The following is a 16694-nucleotide window of genomic DNA, read 5'->3' on the forward strand; positions in this document are numbered from 1 at the left end:
TGGAGGTGGCGTGAAGGGTCAAATCGCGTACCTCCATGGGATCTTCGTGCCCTCACCTTCTCCTTGTCCTGCCGAGTCACGGGCACGTCCATACCGAGCACGCCGCTCCCACGACGGGCATCCCGGAGCTCCGGGGCCACGGTTGAGATGGCGTACGGGCCGGTGACTTCTCCCGGCCGTACGACCACGTCGCGCACCTGTCCGGCGCCCAGGCCGGCTCGTAGACGCCAGGCGCGACGCGTACACCCTTGATGCGCAGGTCGTTCGGCGAGCGGGGCCTGCATCCGTACGTGGACCGGATCGAGGCCGGACTGCCGGCCGCAGGTGTGCCTCCGGGGGAGGCGTGGAAGGCCGGCGCGCTCGGGCGGCGGGTGACGGTCACGGGTGCCGATCTAGTGTTGCCGCAGCCGACGGTCTACCTGCTGTGGGCGCTGGGGATGAGGAGAGCCGGTGGGTGATCGAGGCCGCGCACGAGCGCGCGATCGAGAGGGTGCTGGAGTGGATCGAGGACGCGATGGCGGTGATCCGGTACAGGTGGGACGGCATCCACCGGGTGCGGCCGACCGGCGGTCTGGTCGCCGCCCGCTTCCGTCACTGCGAGGCGAGGTCCGGTATGCCGTTGCCTCATGACGATGTGCTCCTGACTAGGAAGGGGCAGCGCCCGGACGGGTTATGGGGCTCGATCCCCACCACGGCCCTGCACGAGAACACCGTGGCCGCATCCGCGCCCTACGACGAGCTCGTGGCCGTGGAGGTCTGCGAGGCGCTGGGATTGGTGACCGAGCCGCGCACCGTAACCCCGGGGCGCCGGCCGGTGATGGAGATTGCCGGGGTGCCGCACGAGCTGATCCGCCGGAGCGCCCGGCGCAGCGACTGGATCGCCGTCTGCTCGGCAGAGCTGGAGCGGGAGTACGTCACCGCTGTCGACGACGACGGCGAGCCGCAGTTTCTGCCCGTGGTCACCGAACGGGCCCGCGCCAGGCCGAACGGTATCGCCGCGAAGATGACGAGCCCGCCGAAGTAGAAGGCCCGGCACTCGCACAACTGCGTAAGGAGTGGAAGACAGCCGCGATCCTCACCTCCAACGTGGACGTGGGTATCTTCAACTCCCTCTCAAATACGCCCGTGTTGTGGCTGTGGTTGTGGCTGTGGTGATCCGGGCCCGGGGCGCCGCCGTGGTCGATGTCGCCCTGACAGCCGTCGTTGTCGCCGCGATGGTGTTCGTGCTGAACGACGGCGGCCGGTTGCACCGCAGGCACCTGCTCGCCGAAGCCCGCCGCTACCTCGCCCTCGTCCGGCGCGGGCCGCCGCCGCGACGCCTGCCTGGACGACCGGATCGTGGCCGCTGCCATCTCCACCCACCGCCTGGACATCAGCGAGCCGAAGACCGTGCACGGCCTGGAGTCCGGCTACGGCCTCTCCACCGCCCGGTGGGCTCTGTCCCACCTCCCCACCCGGCGCCGCCCACACATCCCCGCGCCCGCCCTGGACCGGCGACCTCTGGCCGATCCCAGCGAGCCGGCTGCGCCCCGGCATCGGGCCAGAATGCGGGAGAGGCTGCGCACCGCCAACGCGCTCGACGGCACGGACCACGCTGACCCTACGGAGCAGGGCAGCATGATCCGCCGCTTCGTCATCTGGCGAAACCGCTACGCCGACGACCGGCGCCTACGCGCCGTCGTCGACCGAGCCAACACTGCCTGATCCGGAAGCGCTACACGCCGGTGGTGCCGTCGATGCGTTCCCGGAGCAGGTCGGCGTGGCCGTTGTGGCGGGCGTACTCCTCGATCATGTGGACGTAGATCCAGCGGAGACTGACGTCTTGCTCCATGAAGCGGCCGGTGTCGGTCAGGGCGCGGTCGGCGCAGTGCTCGCGGGCGCGTGCGATCTCCCCATTCCAGGTGGCCAGAGCGTTGTACAGGGTGGTGCCCCCGGTCAGCTCGAAGCCGCCGTCGGGGCCATTGGGGTCGGCCTGCGGGTCGTAGATGGGCGGGGCCTGTTCTCCGGCGAACACTCGGCGGAACCAGTTCCGCTCCACCTCCGCCATGTGCTGGACGAGACCGGTCAGGGTGAAGGCGGACGGCGGCACGGATGCGACGGCGGCCTGCTCATCGTCCAGGCCCTCGCACTTCATGGCGAGTGTGGTGCGATGAAAATCGAGCCAGCTTTCGAGCGTCGTGCGCTCGTCAGCGTTCAGGGGCGTCATGGGGCGTTCGATGATGGCCATCGGTCGATTATCGCCAGCAGCCGAATCCGTCGACGGCGCCCCGCACGGCGCCACGTGATGCTGGCGGCGCCGACAGCATGAGACCCCAGGAGCCCCAACGCCCCGGGTCTCTGTGTGACATGACGTGATGTCTGTCCTCGCGCAGGGCAGGGAAGCGCCGGGCATGACAAGTCCACATCCGCAGGCTGAGTACGGTCTCCTGCAATGGCGAGTAGGCGAACGAGTTCGCCGCGAGATCGGCCACGCCCAGCCGGAAACGAATCAGTAACTGATCGTTTCAGAATGCAGTTCGGAGTCATCTCAAGCAGATTATGCTGCAGGCGAGTTGGAGCAGACCGAGATGGAGGTCGGTGCGTATCTCGTAGCGGATGCGGAGCCTTTTGAACTGGTGCAGCCAGGCGAAGGTGCGCTCGACGACCCAGCGGGTCCTTTGCCGGCCGACTCCGAACTCGCCCAGGCCATCACCGTGCTGGCCCGCGCCCGGCAAGACGCCGTCTGGAGCCGGCAGAAGATCGCCAACCAGGTCCTCTCACTGCTGCGCGAGTACTATCCCGCCGCTCTTATCGCCTTCCAGAGCAAGAAGGGTGGCCTGACCCGTCCCGATGCTCGGCTCGTTCCTGCCCTGGCTCCCACCCCGGCCAAGGCCGCCCGGCTCACCCTCGCCCAGTTGCGAGCCGCCCTCAAACGCAGTGGTCGCCCCCGCTCTTTCGACGCGGAAGCCGAGCGCCTGCTGGCCGTTTTCCGTGCCGAGTACGCTCGCCAGATACCAGCAGTCGAAGACGCCTTCGGCCAGCAGTTGCAGGCCCTCCTCATACAACTGGCCGCTGCCTGCCAGGCCGCGGACGACCTCGCTGGCGCCGCTGAAGAGTGCTTCCACCAGCACGCGGACAGCGAGATCCTGCTCAGCTTCCCTGGCCTCGGCCCCTCCTCGGCGCCAGGGTGCTCGCCTAGATCGGCGACGACCGGGCTCGGTTCACCGACGCGAGAGCCCTCAAGTCCTATGCCGGCTCCGCACCGATCACGCGTACTTCCGGGAAGAAGCGCTTCGTTGGACGCTGCTTCGTCAAGAACAACCGGCTCATGAACGCCGGTTTCCTCTGGGCTTTCGCCGCCTTCCAGACCTCACCGGGGCCGACGCCCACTACCGGCGCCGACGCGAACACGGAGAATGGCACAACGCCGCCCAACGCAACCTGCTCAACCGCTTCCTCGGCCAGCTCCACCAGTGTCTCCAGACCCGGAAGCGCTACGACGAACAGCACGCCTTCAGCCCACTACTCGCACACTCCGCCGGGCAGCCAGCTTGACTTCTTGGCTCCCTGAGATGTCTTTGAGGGCCCTGACGTGCGAGCCGTCGATCACGGCGTCGTCCCTCTCCAGCAAGCCCTCTCTACGTAGTTCTGCCAGCAGGACCTCGTGCGGGCGTGGTCATACTCCAGATTCGGTCCAGTTCCGCAGACGCCGCCAGGCCGTCACCCCACTGCAGCCGACCAGCTCTGCAGGGACGTCGCGCCAGCTCACACTCTTGCGCAGCCCGTAAACGATGCCACGCAGAGCAGCACGGCAATCCACGGGCAACCGCCCGGGATACCGATGCCTTCGAGGCGGTCGCTCCGGAAGCAGCGGGGCTATGCGTTCCCACAGATCATCAGGCACAAGGTCAGCAGACACCCATCAGACCCTGCCGACCCAATACCCGACTGCCAAGCCACCACACCGATCTAATTCTGAAACGATCAGTAACGGAGGATCCCCACGAGCCCGTCGCCGTCCCCCGCGCACGCGAACGTGCCCGCGCAGCATGTCTCCCAGCCCGTGGGCGTGCCGAGCAGGGTAAGCCGAGACCACCGGTCGGCGGCCGACGGATTCTCGCTGAGCCGCAGCCCCAGCGGTTCCACCGTCACCTCGGTGGTCGTCCGAGGAGAGGTGACGGCCGGCAGGGACGGACGGACGGGTTCCGGCAGCACGGACACGACGTCCTTGACCGGGTGCCCGAACAGGTCGACGCCGTCCCACACCACAGGAGTCGCCGACGGCGCTCCACTGGACGGGTCGGGGCCGATGTTGATGCTGGTCAGGCGGTCCGTACGACCGGGCCCGCCGCCGGCGACGGTCACCGTCACGCCGTCGAAGACGGCGCAGGTGCTCCAGGCCGGGTCGAAGAGGATTCCGGTGAGCCAGGCGTCGTGGGCGTGCCGGAGTTCCTTGTAGTCGGCACGCGCCAACGTCATGCACTGCCTTCCCCTGTGGCTCCTGGGCGCCGCCTTCAGCATCACTTCGGCCTCGTCGGGGGTCATCCCGAATCTGAGCGTCCCGGCCCCGTCGGGCAGGACCACGCCGATCCCCGGCAGCAACTCCAGCATCGCCTCATTATGCTCGCCCCGGCTTCTGCGAGCGGTGCCGGTACCGGCTGGGCCGCGCCCGCTGCGGCTTTCGCATCTCATGCCCTTCGAGGACTCGACCAGCGCTCGACTCGTCAAGCTCGGGGCCCGACCTGCGGCGGATGCCGGTGAGAGCCCATACCGTACGGGCGCTCCCTCTCCTCATCCCGCTCCTGGTGCTCGACGGCGTCGCGCCCGGCACCGCCTGGAGCCGGATCGGGGAGGCCCAGAGCTCCCCGTACCGGACACCGAGGAACAGCGCGCATGGACGCTGGAGCCGGCCGGACCGGTGTCATCCTGACGCGGACTTGCCGGATTCCACGGAATGCCCCAGTCCGGCAAATGCCACGGGATACGACAGGCTGAGGGCTGTCCCGCAATTCCTGGCGGGCGCACGACGACAGCTACGGCACCTCGCCGAGTTGTCGAAACGCCCGAATACATCCAGTATGCGGGCGCCTCTCCGCCTTGCGATGCACCGCATCCGACGCCGCGCGCTGATCCACCAGGAATTGCGGGACAGCCCTTGGCCGCGCGCTACGAAGCGACAGTGCTGGTCGCAGTTATCAACGAGTGGCTTGCGGGCCGCCCCGCGATTGTGACGTCACGCCATGTCCCGAATTGGCCACAGCATCCCCAGGGTGCGGCGCCGTACGCATGCCCACGAGGTGCACAGCGTTCCCCCGGAGAGGAAACGGTCGGGACGGCAGGCGATCTGTTCGCCGCAGGCCCCGTCTGGGATGCTGAAGGCCAGGCGCGACAGGGGGCAGACGGTGTATACGGAACCTATGGCGCGAGCCGTTGTGGAACCAGCAGTACTCAAGCTGATACGGCAATACCCCCGTGGCAGGCCGTTCTCCACTACGGTCACATTCGGCGGAGACGACTTCAGCATGTGCGCCCACATACGGGCGCAGTGGGCGGCACCCGGGCAGGTGAAGATCGCACTGGCCTGTTGGGTCGTCAACATGGACACCGCGCGCTATCTCGGTGACAACCCGCCTGCCAGGGAGGAGATGCGCCTGCGACCGGAAGGCACAGCGGAGTGGGACGAGGAACTGACCAGCCGGGTGATCGGCCACCTCGCAGCTCGTATGAACGCTCTCACCACCGCCCTGCCGACCACCGACGAACACCTCACCATCACCGTGCCTCTCGTCCTGACGTAGTCCGGCACAGGGCGTGTCAATTTAACGGCTGATTTTGGTTTTTGAGGTTCAGTTGTTGGCCGGGGTGAGCCGGTCCTCGAAGGTGATCTGGAACGCGTTGAGGGGTGCCTTCCAGCGCGTGGTCCATCTTTTGCGGCCCTTCCCCCCCCGTCGGGTCCAGGCTCATCAGCGCCATGTAGACGCACTTGAGGGCGGCGGCCTCGTTGGGGAAGTGTCCGCAGGCCGTACGGCCTTGCGTATGCGGGCGTTCACGGACTCGATCGCGTTCGTCGAGCAGATGACCTTTCGGATCTCGACGTCAAAGGAGAGGAAGGGCACGAACTCGGCCCAGGCGTTCTCCCACAGCTTGATGATCGCCGGATACTTCCCGCCCCAGGCTTCCTGGAACTCCCCGAACCGCTCTGTCGCCGCGTCTTCGTTGGGTGCGGTGCAGACGGGCTTGAGGGCCTTGGCGACCTTGTCCCAGTCCTGGCATGCCGCGTAACGGAAACTGTTGCGCAGGACGTGAACCACGCAGGTCTGGACAATCGTTCGAGGCCAAACGGCCTCCACCACCTCGGGCAGGCCCTTGAGGCCATCGCAGATGAGCATGAGCACATCGTCCAGGGCCGCGGTTCTTCAGCTCGGTGAACACGTGCAGCCAGTACTTGGCGCCCTCACCACCGTCGTCGGCCCAGATCCCCAGGATGTCCCGGGTGCCTTCGACGGTCACCGCCATCACGGTGTAGACCGGCCGGTTCGCGACCTGCCCATCCCTGATCCTGACGTTGATGGCGTCCACGAACAGAACCGGATAGACACGGTCGAGTGGCCGGTTCTGTCATTCGGTCATCCCCTCCATCACGTTGTCGGTGATCGTGGAGATGGTCTGCTTGGACACCTCCGCCCCGTAGACCTCGGCCAGGTGCGCGGAGATCTCCCCGGGGGTGAGGCCCTTCGCGGACAGGGAGCGCACTATTTCGTCCACGCCGGACAGGCGGCGCTGCCGCTTCTTGACGATCTGCGGCTCGAAGCTGCCGGCGGTGTTCCGGGGCACCCTGACCTCGACCGGGCCGATGTCGGTCAGCACGGTTCTCGCACGAGTTCCGTTGCGGCTGTTGCCGTTGTTCTTCCCGGCCGGATCGTGCTTTTCGTAGACGACATGGTTAGTGATCTCGCACTCCAGGGCCGACTCCAACGCCCGCTTGGTCAGCTGCTGCAACAGCCCACCCTCACCGGTCAGCTGCAGGCCCTCGTCGCGGGCTCGGTCGACCAGCATCGCGACGAGCTGTTCGTCCGATGTGGCCGACGGCACCGCGCCACCGCCCGGCTCCTCGACGGACTCGTGCTCGATCGTTGTCTCGCTCACTTGGCGTCTCTCCTTGATCAGCAGATCCGCCGTTGATTAGACACTCCCGTTGGCAGTTGTACTGGTCATCAGGCCCTGAAGCCGATGCTGTCCCATTTCCACATGGGACACGAATCCCACGCGACCGAATTCAAGCCCGCCGCCTTCATGCCGACAAGGCGTACGACATCCCTCACCTGCGGCGATGGCTCTGGGGCAAACACATCGGAGTCCGCATCGCACGCAAGGGCATCGAATCCGGCGAACGACTCGGCCGACGCAGGTGGGTCATCGAACGCACCATGTCCTGGCTTACCTACCACCGCCTCAACCACCGCTACGAGCGGAAATCAGGCAACTACCTGGCCTTTCTCGGACTGGCAGCCGCCCTCTGCTGCTACAAACGACTCCTCAAACTGACCATGTAGGACACGGTCTAAATGGGCCAGTAGTTCCACCATCTCATTAGCGCTCCTCTGTCCTTGCTCTTGGCCATGACAATGAAGTACTCCTCATGCGCGTCGACGTAATAATCATTCGTAAATGTCCAAGCGATCGTCGAAAATTCCCATACATTTTCGTGCGTGAAAACTTCACCAATCTGCTCTCCTCTCTTATTCTCCACAGGACCCCGGTACGGGAAGTCGCTCACGTTCAAGAGGGGGAGCACGCTCGGGTCTTCTTTTTGCTCGCTTCGCGTGCCGTCATCCTGAACTTCCTTTTCCTCGCTTCTGATAAACGATTCGTATTCTTCTGCGCCCTTCGGAAATGAAGCGACAGTCACGGTGATTTGATTGGCTTCGGACTCCGAGATCACGGTACCTGGGCCGTACTTTGGTTTGCATGAGAGCGTGACTTTTGCTCCCTTGATCCGGTAGAGGCTTTTTGCGCTTTCGCAATCCATCAACCCTCTGTCGACGCGGTCCTTAAGGTTAATTTCATCCTCCTCTTCACTGGGAGGCTTTCCTGTCGGGGCTCCAGGGGTAGTCGCTTCTCTGCTCGGTTTGTTGTCCGAGGCCTGGTTTCCTTCGTCGGTGTTGCTGTTCCAGGGGCCGATCCAGACAATGAAGGCTGCAATTCCTGCGACGGCAAGTACCGCAGAACCTGCGGCGAGCCGCTTTCTCGAAGTCCTGGCGGCAGGCGCCGGTGGTGCTGGCGGAGGCGGAACTGCGAGATTACCTGCCGGAATGGGCGAGTGGTTCGGTGTCGATACTGAAACCACAGTGAACTGCTCGGGCAGCCACCCGGCCTCGGGCATCACCTCGGTCAGACCGAGCCGGCTGCCCACCTCCCTGCACATAGCAACCACCTCAGTGGCTGAGGGGCGATCAGCGGGGTTCATTGCTAAGCAGCGGTCAAGCAGAGGTCGCAGCGGGGCCGGACAAGCGTTGAGGTCCGGTGCGGCGTCCTGAAGATAAGGAATGGCGGCGAATAGTTCCTTCTCGAAGGGGTGGAGTCCCGTCGAGGCGACATGGACAGTCAATCCCAGGGAAAACACGTCGGCGGCCGACGTGGTCGGCGCGTTCCCCTTAATTTGTTCGGGAGCCATGAAGGCTGGGGTGCCGATGCGGGTGTTGGCGCCTGTCAGAGAATCTGAGTCGATAGCTCGTGCGATACCGAAGTCGATCACGGACAATCCGTTTTGCGTCAGGACGACGTTGCCCGGCTTGAGGTCTCGATGAATTACGCGGGCGGCGTGGATGGTTTCCAGGGCGCTTGCAATGCCGGCCGCCACCCCCAGACATGTTCTGAGCGGGATCGTGCCATGAGCGGAAATAGCCTGTGCTAGCGATACACCCGGAACGTACTCTGTGGCCAGCCAGGGCATAGGTCCCTCGGTATTGCTGTCCAATACGTTTGCGATATAGTGCCCCCGCACGCGCCGAGCAGCATGCACTTCCTGTTCGAACCGCTGCCGAAAACGTGGGTCCACCGCAAGATCCGGGCGCACTGTCTTGATGGCGACCGGTTGTCCACCGCGCGTGGTCGACAGGTATACGGTTCCCATTCCGCCAGTTCCCAGGCGGCCCTGGAGTACGTACCCCGAGATAACATCTGGGTCCCCTTGAATCATCGGATGCACCACCATGCATTTTCCTCCCCAATCTCGTCACGGATGGATGCGCCATCCTATCCAGGGCAGGGCGTGTGCGTTCTCGTATGACGAAACGTCACTCCTTCCCGGCGATGATGGGCTGCTCATCCGACGTATCGGAGTGGTGAAAACAGAGCACGACACCTGGATGAACCTGCAGATCAGCGACGACAACCGGCCCCTGTCGAAGACCGGCCACCGCTGCGGGGCATCGCCGTCGACGGCAAGGCCCTCCGCGCGGCTCACGCACCGCCACCTCGGCCACGGTCCATCTGGTCGCCGCACTCGTCCACGGCGAGCGGACCGTCCTCGCCCAACGCCAGGCCACCCCCAAGAGCAACGAACTCACCGCCTTCCGCGGCAAGCTCCGACGCTTCCCCATCGGGCAGCCAGCTCTGCCCCGGTGACTACCCGGGCGCTCATCCCTCAGTTCTGTGTTCCTTCAGCTGCGTGTCGCTGCGGCGCCGGCCGACGACTACATGGACTCCGGGCGCGACGAGTCCGGCTTCGTGGACCTGGACGATGTCCTCGGTGCCCGCCGGTGAGTGGTGACGTCTGGGCGGTACGCCTGTCGCCGCAGGCGGCCAAGACGCTCACTGAGCATCCCGAGCACGCCAGGGAGACGGTCCGCGACGTCCTGGACATCGTGGTGCGCTCGCCGTGGGACTGGCCCCAGTGGAACAACGGCGACCGGGAGGGCGAGGACGTCCGCGCCGCCTCCGTCGGACAGATGCCCGTCGTCTACGTGATCAACCGGCTGGTCCGGCACCTGTCCGTGCTGGACATCGTCTGGCTCGGATCGCCACCCGTGACTCTGTCAAAGACGAAGAGCAGCGTTCCTCCGGCAGCTCGGGAGGCGCGAACACCTGACGGCGGGGCCTGCAGGTTGAGTTCACAGTCATCTGTATCCGCGCGTGTCCCTGGGGTGGCTCAGCGTCGTTGTTCTGGATGAGTCACGCCAGGCAGCCGAGCGGCAGGCGTGCCAGGACCATCGCGATGGCTTGTTCGGGTGTATCCGCCGGTCCCACGGACTCCGTGCGGAGGGCCCCGAGACCCAGTAACCGCCTCCAGTCGCTGGCTGGATGTAAGGGATGTCCCAAGTGTGCCGATACTCGGTGCAGCGGCTGAAATGCAGTTCACCCATCCCAGTCCAGGGAAACAGCTGCCGCAAGCGGGGCTCTGCGTAGGCGGCGGCCAGAAGTGCGGTTCGTACGCGCCCGTCAGTCCGTACGGCTTGCCAGCCTGCCTCGACGATCGCCGTCGATGAAGTCGTGTCCACGAGGTCATCATGCACGGCCTCGTGCCGCCTGGATCGCCCCTTCGGCAGTCGAACGGTCCGTCGAGCTTGATCACCCGAGCAGGGAAATCCTGAACGTGGAGGCGGCTTTCGTCTGATCATGTGCTCCGACCAAGGTGCACATGATCAGACGAAGGCCGTGAGGTGAGTCTGCTGCCTGACGCTGTCCGGAGGGAAGCGTTCGCGGAAGCGTCACGCTTCCGGGGAGTGCTACGAGTGTCTGACCGCCCGGCGCGACGAGTTGTTCGAGCTGGTGGACGCGGTGCTGTGCGAGGACGGCGCGGTGAAGTCCTCGGCGGATTGACGCTGTTGCCCGAGCATCGTCGTGGGCACGGAGCGATGTACGGCGGCCTGAACCACGGCCGGCTGGACGCCGACCGGCTGCGTACCGTGCTGGCCGGACTGTCGCTGCCGTGTTTCGACGGCGGGCGCCTGGTCCTGGCGGTCGATGTGTCGCCGTGGCTTCGCTCGGACGCGCCGTGCTCGGCGGAGCGCCTGTTCTGCCACGTCTACGGCCGGGCGAGAACAGCCTCGCAGTTCATTTCCGGGCTGGCCCTATTCCTTCGTCGCCGTGCTGGAGCCGGGCGCCACATCCTGGACCGCGATCCTGGACGCAGTCCGGCTCGGCCCGGTCGACGACGCGACCGCGATCACCGCCGCCCAGCTCCGAGGAGTCGTTGAACGACTCTTCACCGCAGGGCAGTGGCGGGCCGGGGACCTGACCATCGTGATCGTCAGCGACGCAGGCTACGACGTCACCTGCTTGGCCTGGGTCCTGCGCGAGCCGCCCGTCCAACTGGTCGGCCGGGTCCGCTCCGACCGCGTCATGCTGCTGCCGGAACCACCGAGGATGCACAGCGTCAACGGCCGGCCGCCCAAGCACGGCTCGGAATTCCGCTTCACCAATCCGGAGACCTGGCCCGAACCCGCGATCACCACCATCACTGACACCACCAACTACGGCAAGGCCGAGACCCAGGCATGGGAACGGATCCACTCCAGGCTCACCCACCGCTCCTCCTGGCTCGAACACGAGGGCGAACTTCCGTTGGCCGAAGGCACGTTGATCCGTCTGAAGGTCGAGCATCTATCGAAGGAACGGGATGCCCGCCGGTGTGGTTATGGTCCTCGAAGGCCGGCGCCACCCCGGACGACGTGGACCGCTTCTGGCAGGCGTTCCTCCGTCATTTCGACCTGGACCACACCTTCCGCTTCGCGAAACAGACCCTCGGGTGGACGGCCTCCAAACTCCGCACCCCCGAGGCTGCGGACCGCTGGACCTGGATCCTGATCGTCGCTCACACCCGGCTTCGGCTCGCCCGCCCCTTGCCGTGGACCTCCGCCGGCCCTGGGAGAAGCCCACCACCTCCGACCGACTCACCCCGGCCAGGGTCCGCAGAGGGTTCAGGAGCATCCGTGCTCACCTGGCCTGCCCGGCCCGTGTTCCCAAACCCCGGGGCGCTGGCCCCGGACGGCCACCCGGCGCCAAGAACAAACACCGGGCACCTCGCCACGAAGTCGGCAAAACCGTCAAACGACCTGAGACTCTCAAGGCCATCTGCAAGCCAGGTAGGTTCTGGTGGATTAAGGACAAGGTAAGTGCGTGTTTCCGAACGCTGCCCGCCGAATCTGCTCTTCGCGGCATGCAAATTCGATATCGCCCTGCTCTGGTGTCGTGTCAGACTTCCGCGCATGTCAATTCGATATCCGCGCCCCCTGCGTCCTGGTAGTCGCATCGGCGTCACTTCTCCTTCGAGTGGGGTCCCGAAAGAGCTACGCAGACGCCTTGACGTGGCGATTCACGATGTGGAGGCCCGGGGATACGAGGTGGTTGTTGGCCGCTGCATGGACGGTGCCGGCCATGTCAGCGCCCCTGCGGCCGATCGCGCGAGAGAGCTGATGTCGATGTTGACGGATCCCGACATCAGAGCCGTGGTGCCGCCGTGGGGTGGGGAGACGGCGATCGACCTGCTGCCGCTGCTGGACTGGGACCTGCTGCGTGATGCCGAGCCGACTTGGCTTGTCGGGTTCTCTGACATATCAACCATTATCACGCCGCTGACCCTTCTCGCCGGGATGGCGACAGTGCACGGCAACAACCTCATGGACACGCCTTACCGGGTGCCGGAAGGACTGTTGTCATGGCTCGATATTGCCGCTGCCCCGCAGGGGCATCGGTACACGCAGACCCCGCCGAACCGTTACCGGGCCACGGGCTGGGACGACTACCGTGCTCACCCGGAGGTGCGCGAGTACACGCTTGATACGCCCGGCAGGTGGACCCGGCTGGACGGCGAGGGGGATGTGGAAGTCGAGGGGCGTCTGATCGGGGGCTGTATCGAGATGCTGTGCAACCTCACGGGAACTGCCTACCTCGATGTCTCAGCCTTTGCGCAGGCCGAGTCTCCGGAAGGTCTCCTCGTGTACGTCGAGGCAGGAGGCGACGATGCCTTCGCCATCTGCAGGAACTTGCATGGGATGAGGCTGGCCGGATTCTTCGACACGGCGAACGCGGTCCTTGTCGGCCGGACGTGGGCATCCGGCGCCGACTCGCTCACTCAGCACCAAGCCGTGCTCGACGCACTCGGCCCCCTGAACGTTCCGATCATCGCTGATGTTGAATGCGGCCACGTCCCGCCGTACCTGCCAATCGTCAACGGAGCACGCGGCCGGGTCGTACACACCTCAACTCGCAGCGAACTGATCCAGACACTGGACTGATGCCTCATGTCAGCCCTTAGTATTGCAACGGTGCTTTGCGTGACGGTTGGGCAGGTTGCTCGTTGGTGTTGTTGTGGGTGGGGACCTTGCTGATGCGCGGGTGTGGGCGGGCGAACTGATTGCGGTGCACGAGCGGTTCGTGCACCGGATTGCCAGATCAGAGCCGCGGGAGTCGGCACTGGCCTATATGCGGGGGCTGCTCGCTCCGCTGGAGCGGAAGAACGGCCTGAAGAAGGGAACCCGGTCGGCGGGTGTCCGGCGCCAGTACTCGGGCACCGCGGGCCGGACGGAGAACTGCCAGGTCGGTGTCCTCCTCGCATACGCCGCCGGGCGCGGTCGGACGTTGATCGACCGCCGGCTGTATCTGCCCACGTCCTGGACGGACGACCGCGAACGCTGCCGTCGGGCCGGCATCACTGATGAGACCGCCTTCGCGACGAAGGTGGTCATGGCCAAGGAGATGGTCCGCCGGGCGATCGCAGACCGGATCCCGTTCCGCTGGGTAACCGCGGACGCCGCCTATGGCTTCAGCAGGGGCTGGCGGCACGAGCTGGAACAGGCAGATGTCTTCCATGTCATGGCCACCACCCGGCATGACACCGTGGTGACCCGCTGGGCCCTCGACCACCCTGTCCACGACCTCTTTCCTGCTCTGCCCCGGCAGAAGTGGAAGCGACGCTCCTGCGGGAGGGGTGCCCACGGGCCACGGGTCTTTGACTGGGCACGTGTCGAGGTTAAGGCCCTGGCACCGGGAGGACCGCCGTCACTGGGTGACCGCCCGCCGCGGCGTCGGCCGCCCCGACGAGATTTCCTACGGCATTGCCTATTGCCCCGCGGACACCACGCTCGATCAGCTGATCCACATCGCCGGCAGCCGCTGGGCTGTCGAGGAATGCTTCCAGAGCGCGAAGCAGGAGTGCGGCCTGGGCGACTACCAAGTCCGCCGCTGTCCCGGCTGGCACCGCCACATCACCCTCGCCATGGCGGCCCACGCCTGCCTGACCGTCCTGCGAGCCCGGGCACTGGACACAGACAAAGCAGAAACGGATCCTCCCAGATCATCCACCTCAGCCTCGCCGAAATCAGACGCCTGATCACCCGCCTCAACGACCGCGCTCCCACCCCAATCAATCACATCCTGCACTGGTCACACTGGCGCTGACGACGACAACACCAAGCGCGCGTCAGTCACTACAAACGACGCGGACACAGCCCATGGAACTGGCCACCCATCACCACAAACACCGTTGCAGTACTAAGGGCTGTCCCACGATTCCTGGCGGGTGCGCGACGACAGCTACGGCACCTCGTGGCGTTGCCGGAACGTCCACAGACATCCAGTATGCGAACGTCCCTCCGCCTTGCGATGCACCGCATCCGACGCCGCGCACTGATCCACCACGAACTGCGGGACACTCCTTTGGTGCCTGATTATGGCCGATGACAGTGGCATGCTCGCGCTGCCCGGCGTTCATTGAGCAAGTGCGACCGTCGGGCAACGAGGTGTCGGCTGCTCTACCGGTCCCAAGGCCGGGCTCGGAGCAGGGACGCGGAGGGCCGCGCACGGAACCTGTAGGCCGGGGGTTCACGTGCGGGGCCGCTCACGGAGTGCGCGCCGTCAGACTCCGACCAGGGTGTACGTACCCGTACCGTCCTGCCTGCCGCCGGAGTACTGGCGGACGAACTCCCCGTCCGCGTACCGGTCGTGGCCCATCATCGATCCGGTGTACTTGTTCTGCACACCGATCTTCGAGCTGCCGGGTACGTCGCGGTAGATGTAGAACCGCTGGAGGTCGTCCTCCGTGCAGGTGGCCGTCATCAGGGCAGCCCGTTCGGTGGCCGCGTTCTGCTCGGCGATGGTCGCGCACCCGCCATTGCCCCAGTTCCACAGGGTTGCCTCAAGGACCCCGTTGTTCTCCGTCACGTTGCACAGCCGCCAGTTGTCCAGGTGGGCGCTGAAGATCGTCGAGGGCCGTAGGCGGACACCGTCACTTGCCAGGAGCGGCGCGCCCCAGGACAGGGGCTTGCCGGGAACGGCAACCTTGTAGACCTGGGTCTGGCAGTCGAGAGCGGCCCGCGCGCTACGCCCGGTGGTTGTGGGCTGTGCGGCTGACATGCCGCTGGTGAGAGCCGGGCGCTGCGCGAGGCGGTTCCGCTGCTGCTCCGCTGTCGGTGCCACCGCGCCCGCCGGGTGCTCGGCCTTCGCGGTGGCCTGGCCGCAGTCGAGGAGACCCTGTGCCTTGGCCATGATGCTGCCCGCGGGCACCGTGTCCTGGCAGCGCACCGCGCCTTCCTCAAGGGTGGTGTAGGTGGTGAAGCTGCCGCTGCCGGGCCCCTCGGTCCACTTCAACGCCCAGCTTCCGTCGCCCTGCAGGGAGCGGTTGCAGTTGAGGCTTGCGTAGGTACCGGTGACCTTCTTCGTGCCCTTGTAGACGCCGTAGTACCCGGGCTGGTTGAAGTTCCACACGACCGAGTTCGACTCGCTGCTGGTGGAGGAGTATTCGACCTTCACGTCCAGGCCCAGGCTCGCGCCGGCGGATGTGAGGGTCTCGACGGGGAAAGTGCCCTCGACCTTGCCGTTGAGGCCGACGGAGACCGTGATGGTTGTCTCGGTGCTGGTGGTGACGGTGTGGTTGCCGGTCGTGCCCTCGGTGACGTACCAGCCCTTGAAGTGGGTGATCGTCGGGGACACTTCGGTGGTCTTGATGTACGGGTGGCGTGTGCCGAGGTCGGCCGCCGTGCAGGTATCGCCGGGCCGGGGCGCCGTCGCGTTGGTGGGTGCTGCGGCAGCCGGTGAGGCGGCAAGGCCCATGGCGGTGACCGCTACGGCGGCCGCCGTAGCGGTCACCGCCATGAGTGATCTGCCGACGCGGCTGACGGGTCCTACAGGGCGCATCGTTGCCTACTTCCCCCTGGTCGTGTATGTCTCCGGTCGGGGGTGAATGTAGCGCCACAGGGGTGGTGGCGTGAGGTCGGAACTGGCCACGAATTCATGGAGGGGCATGGGGGTCGCGCGGCCGCCGCAGCCGAGCGTGAGGTCCGCCGCCCCGCCTGCACCGGCTGCGCGGCGAGCCTCACCGACGAACGCTGGGAAGCGGTACGGGCCACGGACTGGGGCACCCCGAAGGACACCCACCGTATCTGTGCGACGACTCCAGGCGGAGAGCCGACACCGCCGTCAGCCAGGCGGCCGGTACGGAGAAGCACCAGGAGCCGGTGGGCCGCGGGGCAGAGCAGTGCAACTTCCAGCGCTCGTCTCACCGCTCCGTCTGCACCGAGTGCGGTGCCGAGTTCACCGACGAACGGTGGAGAGCGATCGAGCGCGTCGGCTGGGTCCCACCCAAGAGCCCCGCCCGTCTCTGTGCGAGGACTGCGACCGGCGGTACGTCACCGGCGTACAGCAAGCCTGGCCGCACGAGCACGAGCACGAGCACGAGCACGAGCACGAGCACGAGCACGAGCACGAGCACCGGCACC

General features: G+C 66.0%; 11 protein-coding genes and 8 pseudogenes. 11 read left to right on the forward strand and 8 right to left on the reverse strand.

The window, feature by feature from the left end; translation table 11 throughout:
• Window positions 1–251 precede the first annotated feature (251 nt).
• The 3 genes and pseudogenes from ABT170_RS35325 to ABT170_RS35335 form a co-directional block, all read left to right on the forward strand.
• On the forward strand, window positions 252–458 hold the full coding sequence (locus tag ABT170_RS35325; protein WP_351874384.1) for a hypothetical protein: 207 nt from the start codon (window positions 252–254) through the stop codon (window positions 456–458).
• Window positions 455–1024: a relaxase domain-containing protein gene (locus tag ABT170_RS35330; RefSeq protein WP_351874387.1), complete on the forward strand. Its 570-nt coding sequence runs from the start codon at window positions 455–457 to the stop codon at window positions 1022–1024. The genes ABT170_RS35325 and ABT170_RS35330 overlap by 4 nt, the downstream gene beginning before the upstream one ends.
• 551 nt (window positions 1025–1575) lie before the next feature.
• A pseudogene (locus tag ABT170_RS35335) lies at window positions 1576–1704 on the forward strand (IS630 family transposase); the annotation flags it as partial.
• 10 nt (window positions 1705–1714) lie between these two features.
• On the opposite strand, the gene ABT170_RS35340 reads toward ABT170_RS35335, so the two are convergent.
• Both ABT170_RS35340 and ABT170_RS35345 read right to left on the reverse strand, forming a co-directional pair.
• The gene (locus ABT170_RS35340; RefSeq protein WP_329940644.1) at window positions 1715–2227 is read right to left on the reverse strand and encodes a DinB family protein; all 513 of its coding nucleotides are present in this window, start codon (window positions 2225–2227) and stop codon (window positions 1715–1717) included.
• Window positions 2228–2522: 295 nt separating this feature from the next.
• Window positions 2523–2699 (reverse strand): annotated as a pseudogene (locus ABT170_RS35345) (transposase); the annotation flags it as partial.
• Between ABT170_RS35345 and ABT170_RS35350 the strand changes: the two are divergent.
• Window positions 2655–3534: pseudogene (locus tag ABT170_RS35350) on the forward strand (transposase); the annotation flags it as partial. The pseudogenes ABT170_RS35345 and ABT170_RS35350 sit on opposite strands and share 45 nt — an antisense overlap.
• 22 nt (window positions 3535–3556) lie before the next feature.
• Here the strand turns inward: ABT170_RS35350 and ABT170_RS35355 are convergent.
• A pseudogene (locus tag ABT170_RS35355) lies at window positions 3557–3898 on the reverse strand (transposase); the annotation flags it as partial.
• 65 nt (window positions 3899–3963) lie between these two features.
• The gene (locus ABT170_RS35360) at window positions 3964–4590 is read right to left on the reverse strand and encodes a hypothetical protein (protein ID WP_351874390.1); all 627 of its coding nucleotides are present in this window, start codon (window positions 4588–4590) and stop codon (window positions 3964–3966) included.
• 911 nt (window positions 4591–5501) lie between these two features.
• On the opposite strand from ABT170_RS35360, the gene ABT170_RS35365 reads away from it, so the two are divergent.
• Window positions 5502–5777 carry a hypothetical protein gene (locus tag ABT170_RS35365; protein WP_329940646.1) on the forward strand — a complete coding sequence of 92 codons (276 nt, stop codon included), beginning with the start codon at window positions 5502–5504 and terminating at the stop codon, window positions 5775–5777.
• A 48-nt stretch (window positions 5778–5825) separates the two neighbouring features.
• Here the strand turns inward: ABT170_RS35365 and ABT170_RS35370 are convergent.
• A pseudogene (locus ABT170_RS35370) lies at window positions 5826–7035 on the reverse strand (IS256 family transposase).
• 141 nt (window positions 7036–7176) lie between these two features.
• Here ABT170_RS35370 and ABT170_RS35375 point away from each other — a divergent pair.
• A pseudogene (locus ABT170_RS35375) lies at window positions 7177–7532 on the forward strand (transposase); the annotation flags it as partial.
• Window positions 7533–7540: 8 nt separating this feature from the next.
• On the opposite strand, the gene ABT170_RS35380 reads toward ABT170_RS35375, so the two are convergent.
• Window positions 7541–9193, reverse strand: coding sequence for a serine/threonine-protein kinase (locus ABT170_RS35380; RefSeq protein WP_351874393.1), 1653 nt, complete (start codon window positions 9191–9193; stop codon window positions 7541–7543).
• A 547-nt stretch (window positions 9194–9740) separates the two neighbouring features.
• Here ABT170_RS35380 and ABT170_RS35385 point away from each other — a divergent pair.
• Window positions 9741–10151 (forward strand): hypothetical protein, encoded by a 411-nt coding sequence (locus tag ABT170_RS35385; protein WP_351874433.1) that lies wholly within the window; start codon window positions 9741–9743, stop codon window positions 10149–10151.
• Here the strand turns inward: ABT170_RS35385 and ABT170_RS35390 are convergent.
• On the reverse strand, window positions 10098–10598 hold the full coding sequence (locus ABT170_RS35390) for a DUF6193 family natural product biosynthesis protein (RefSeq protein WP_351874396.1): 501 nt from the start codon (window positions 10596–10598) through the stop codon (window positions 10098–10100). The two genes, ABT170_RS35385 and ABT170_RS35390, sit on opposite strands and share 54 nt — an antisense overlap.
• A gap of 237 nt (window positions 10599–10835) precedes the next feature.
• On the opposite strand from ABT170_RS35390, the pseudogene ABT170_RS40725 reads away from it, so the two are divergent.
• The 4 genes and pseudogenes from ABT170_RS40725 to ABT170_RS35405 form a co-directional block, all read left to right on the forward strand.
• Window positions 10836–10904, forward strand: a pseudogene (locus tag ABT170_RS40725) (hypothetical protein); the annotation flags it as partial.
• Between the two features lie 40 nt (window positions 10905–10944).
• Window positions 10945–11787 carry a transposase gene (locus ABT170_RS35395; protein ID WP_443034209.1) on the forward strand — a complete coding sequence of 281 codons (843 nt, stop codon included), beginning with the start codon at window positions 10945–10947 and terminating at the stop codon, window positions 11785–11787.
• 401 nt (window positions 11788–12188) lie between these two features.
• Complete coding sequence (locus ABT170_RS35400) at window positions 12189–13217, forward strand: S66 family peptidase (RefSeq protein ID WP_329940651.1); 1029 nt, start codon at window positions 12189–12191, stop codon at window positions 13215–13217.
• Between the two features lie 73 nt (window positions 13218–13290).
• Window positions 13291–14311, forward strand: a pseudogene (locus ABT170_RS35405) (IS701 family transposase).
• Window positions 14312–14835: 524 nt separating this feature from the next.
• On the opposite strand, the gene ABT170_RS35410 reads toward ABT170_RS35405, so the two are convergent.
• On the reverse strand, window positions 14836–16071 hold the full coding sequence (locus tag ABT170_RS35410) for a hypothetical protein (protein WP_329940288.1): 1236 nt from the start codon (window positions 16069–16071) through the stop codon (window positions 14836–14838).
• Window positions 16072–16694 lie beyond the last annotated feature (623 nt).

It is taken from the genome of Streptomyces sp. NPDC001787 (genome assembly GCF_040297465.1).
Lineage (GTDB): Bacteria > Actinomycetota > Actinomycetes > Streptomycetales > Streptomycetaceae > Streptomyces.

Coding starts and splice junctions, on each gene's coding strand:
- ABT170_RS35325 (WP_351874384.1), top strand. CDS start 252: ATGCGCAGGTCGTTCGGCGAGCGGGGCCTGCATCCGTACGTGGACCGG.
- ABT170_RS35340 (WP_329940644.1), bottom strand. CDS start 2,227: ATGGCCATCATCGAACGCCCCATGACGCCCCTGAACGCTGACGAGCGC.
- ABT170_RS35360 (WP_351874390.1), bottom strand. CDS start 4,590: ATGCTGGAGTTGCTGCCGGGGATCGGCGTGGTCCTGCCCGACGGGGCC.
- ABT170_RS35365 (WP_329940646.1), top strand. CDS start 5,502: ATGTGCGCCCACATACGGGCGCAGTGGGCGGCACCCGGGCAGGTGAAG.
- ABT170_RS35380 (WP_351874393.1), bottom strand. CDS start 9,193: ATGGTGGTGCATCCGATGATTCAAGGGGACCCAGATGTTATCTCGGGG.
- ABT170_RS35390 (WP_351874396.1), bottom strand. CDS start 10,598: ATGATCAGACGAAAGCCGCCTCCACGTTCAGGATTTCCCTGCTCGGGT.
- ABT170_RS35395 (WP_443034209.1), top strand. CDS start 10,945: ATGTGTCGCCGTGGCTTCGCTCGGACGCGCCGTGCTCGGCGGAGCGCC.
- ABT170_RS35400 (WP_329940651.1), top strand. CDS start 12,189: ATGTCAATTCGATATCCGCGCCCCCTGCGTCCTGGTAGTCGCATCGGC.
- ABT170_RS35410 (WP_329940288.1), bottom strand. CDS start 16,071: ATGGCGGTGACCGCTACGGCGGCCGCCGTAGCGGTCACCGCCATGGGC.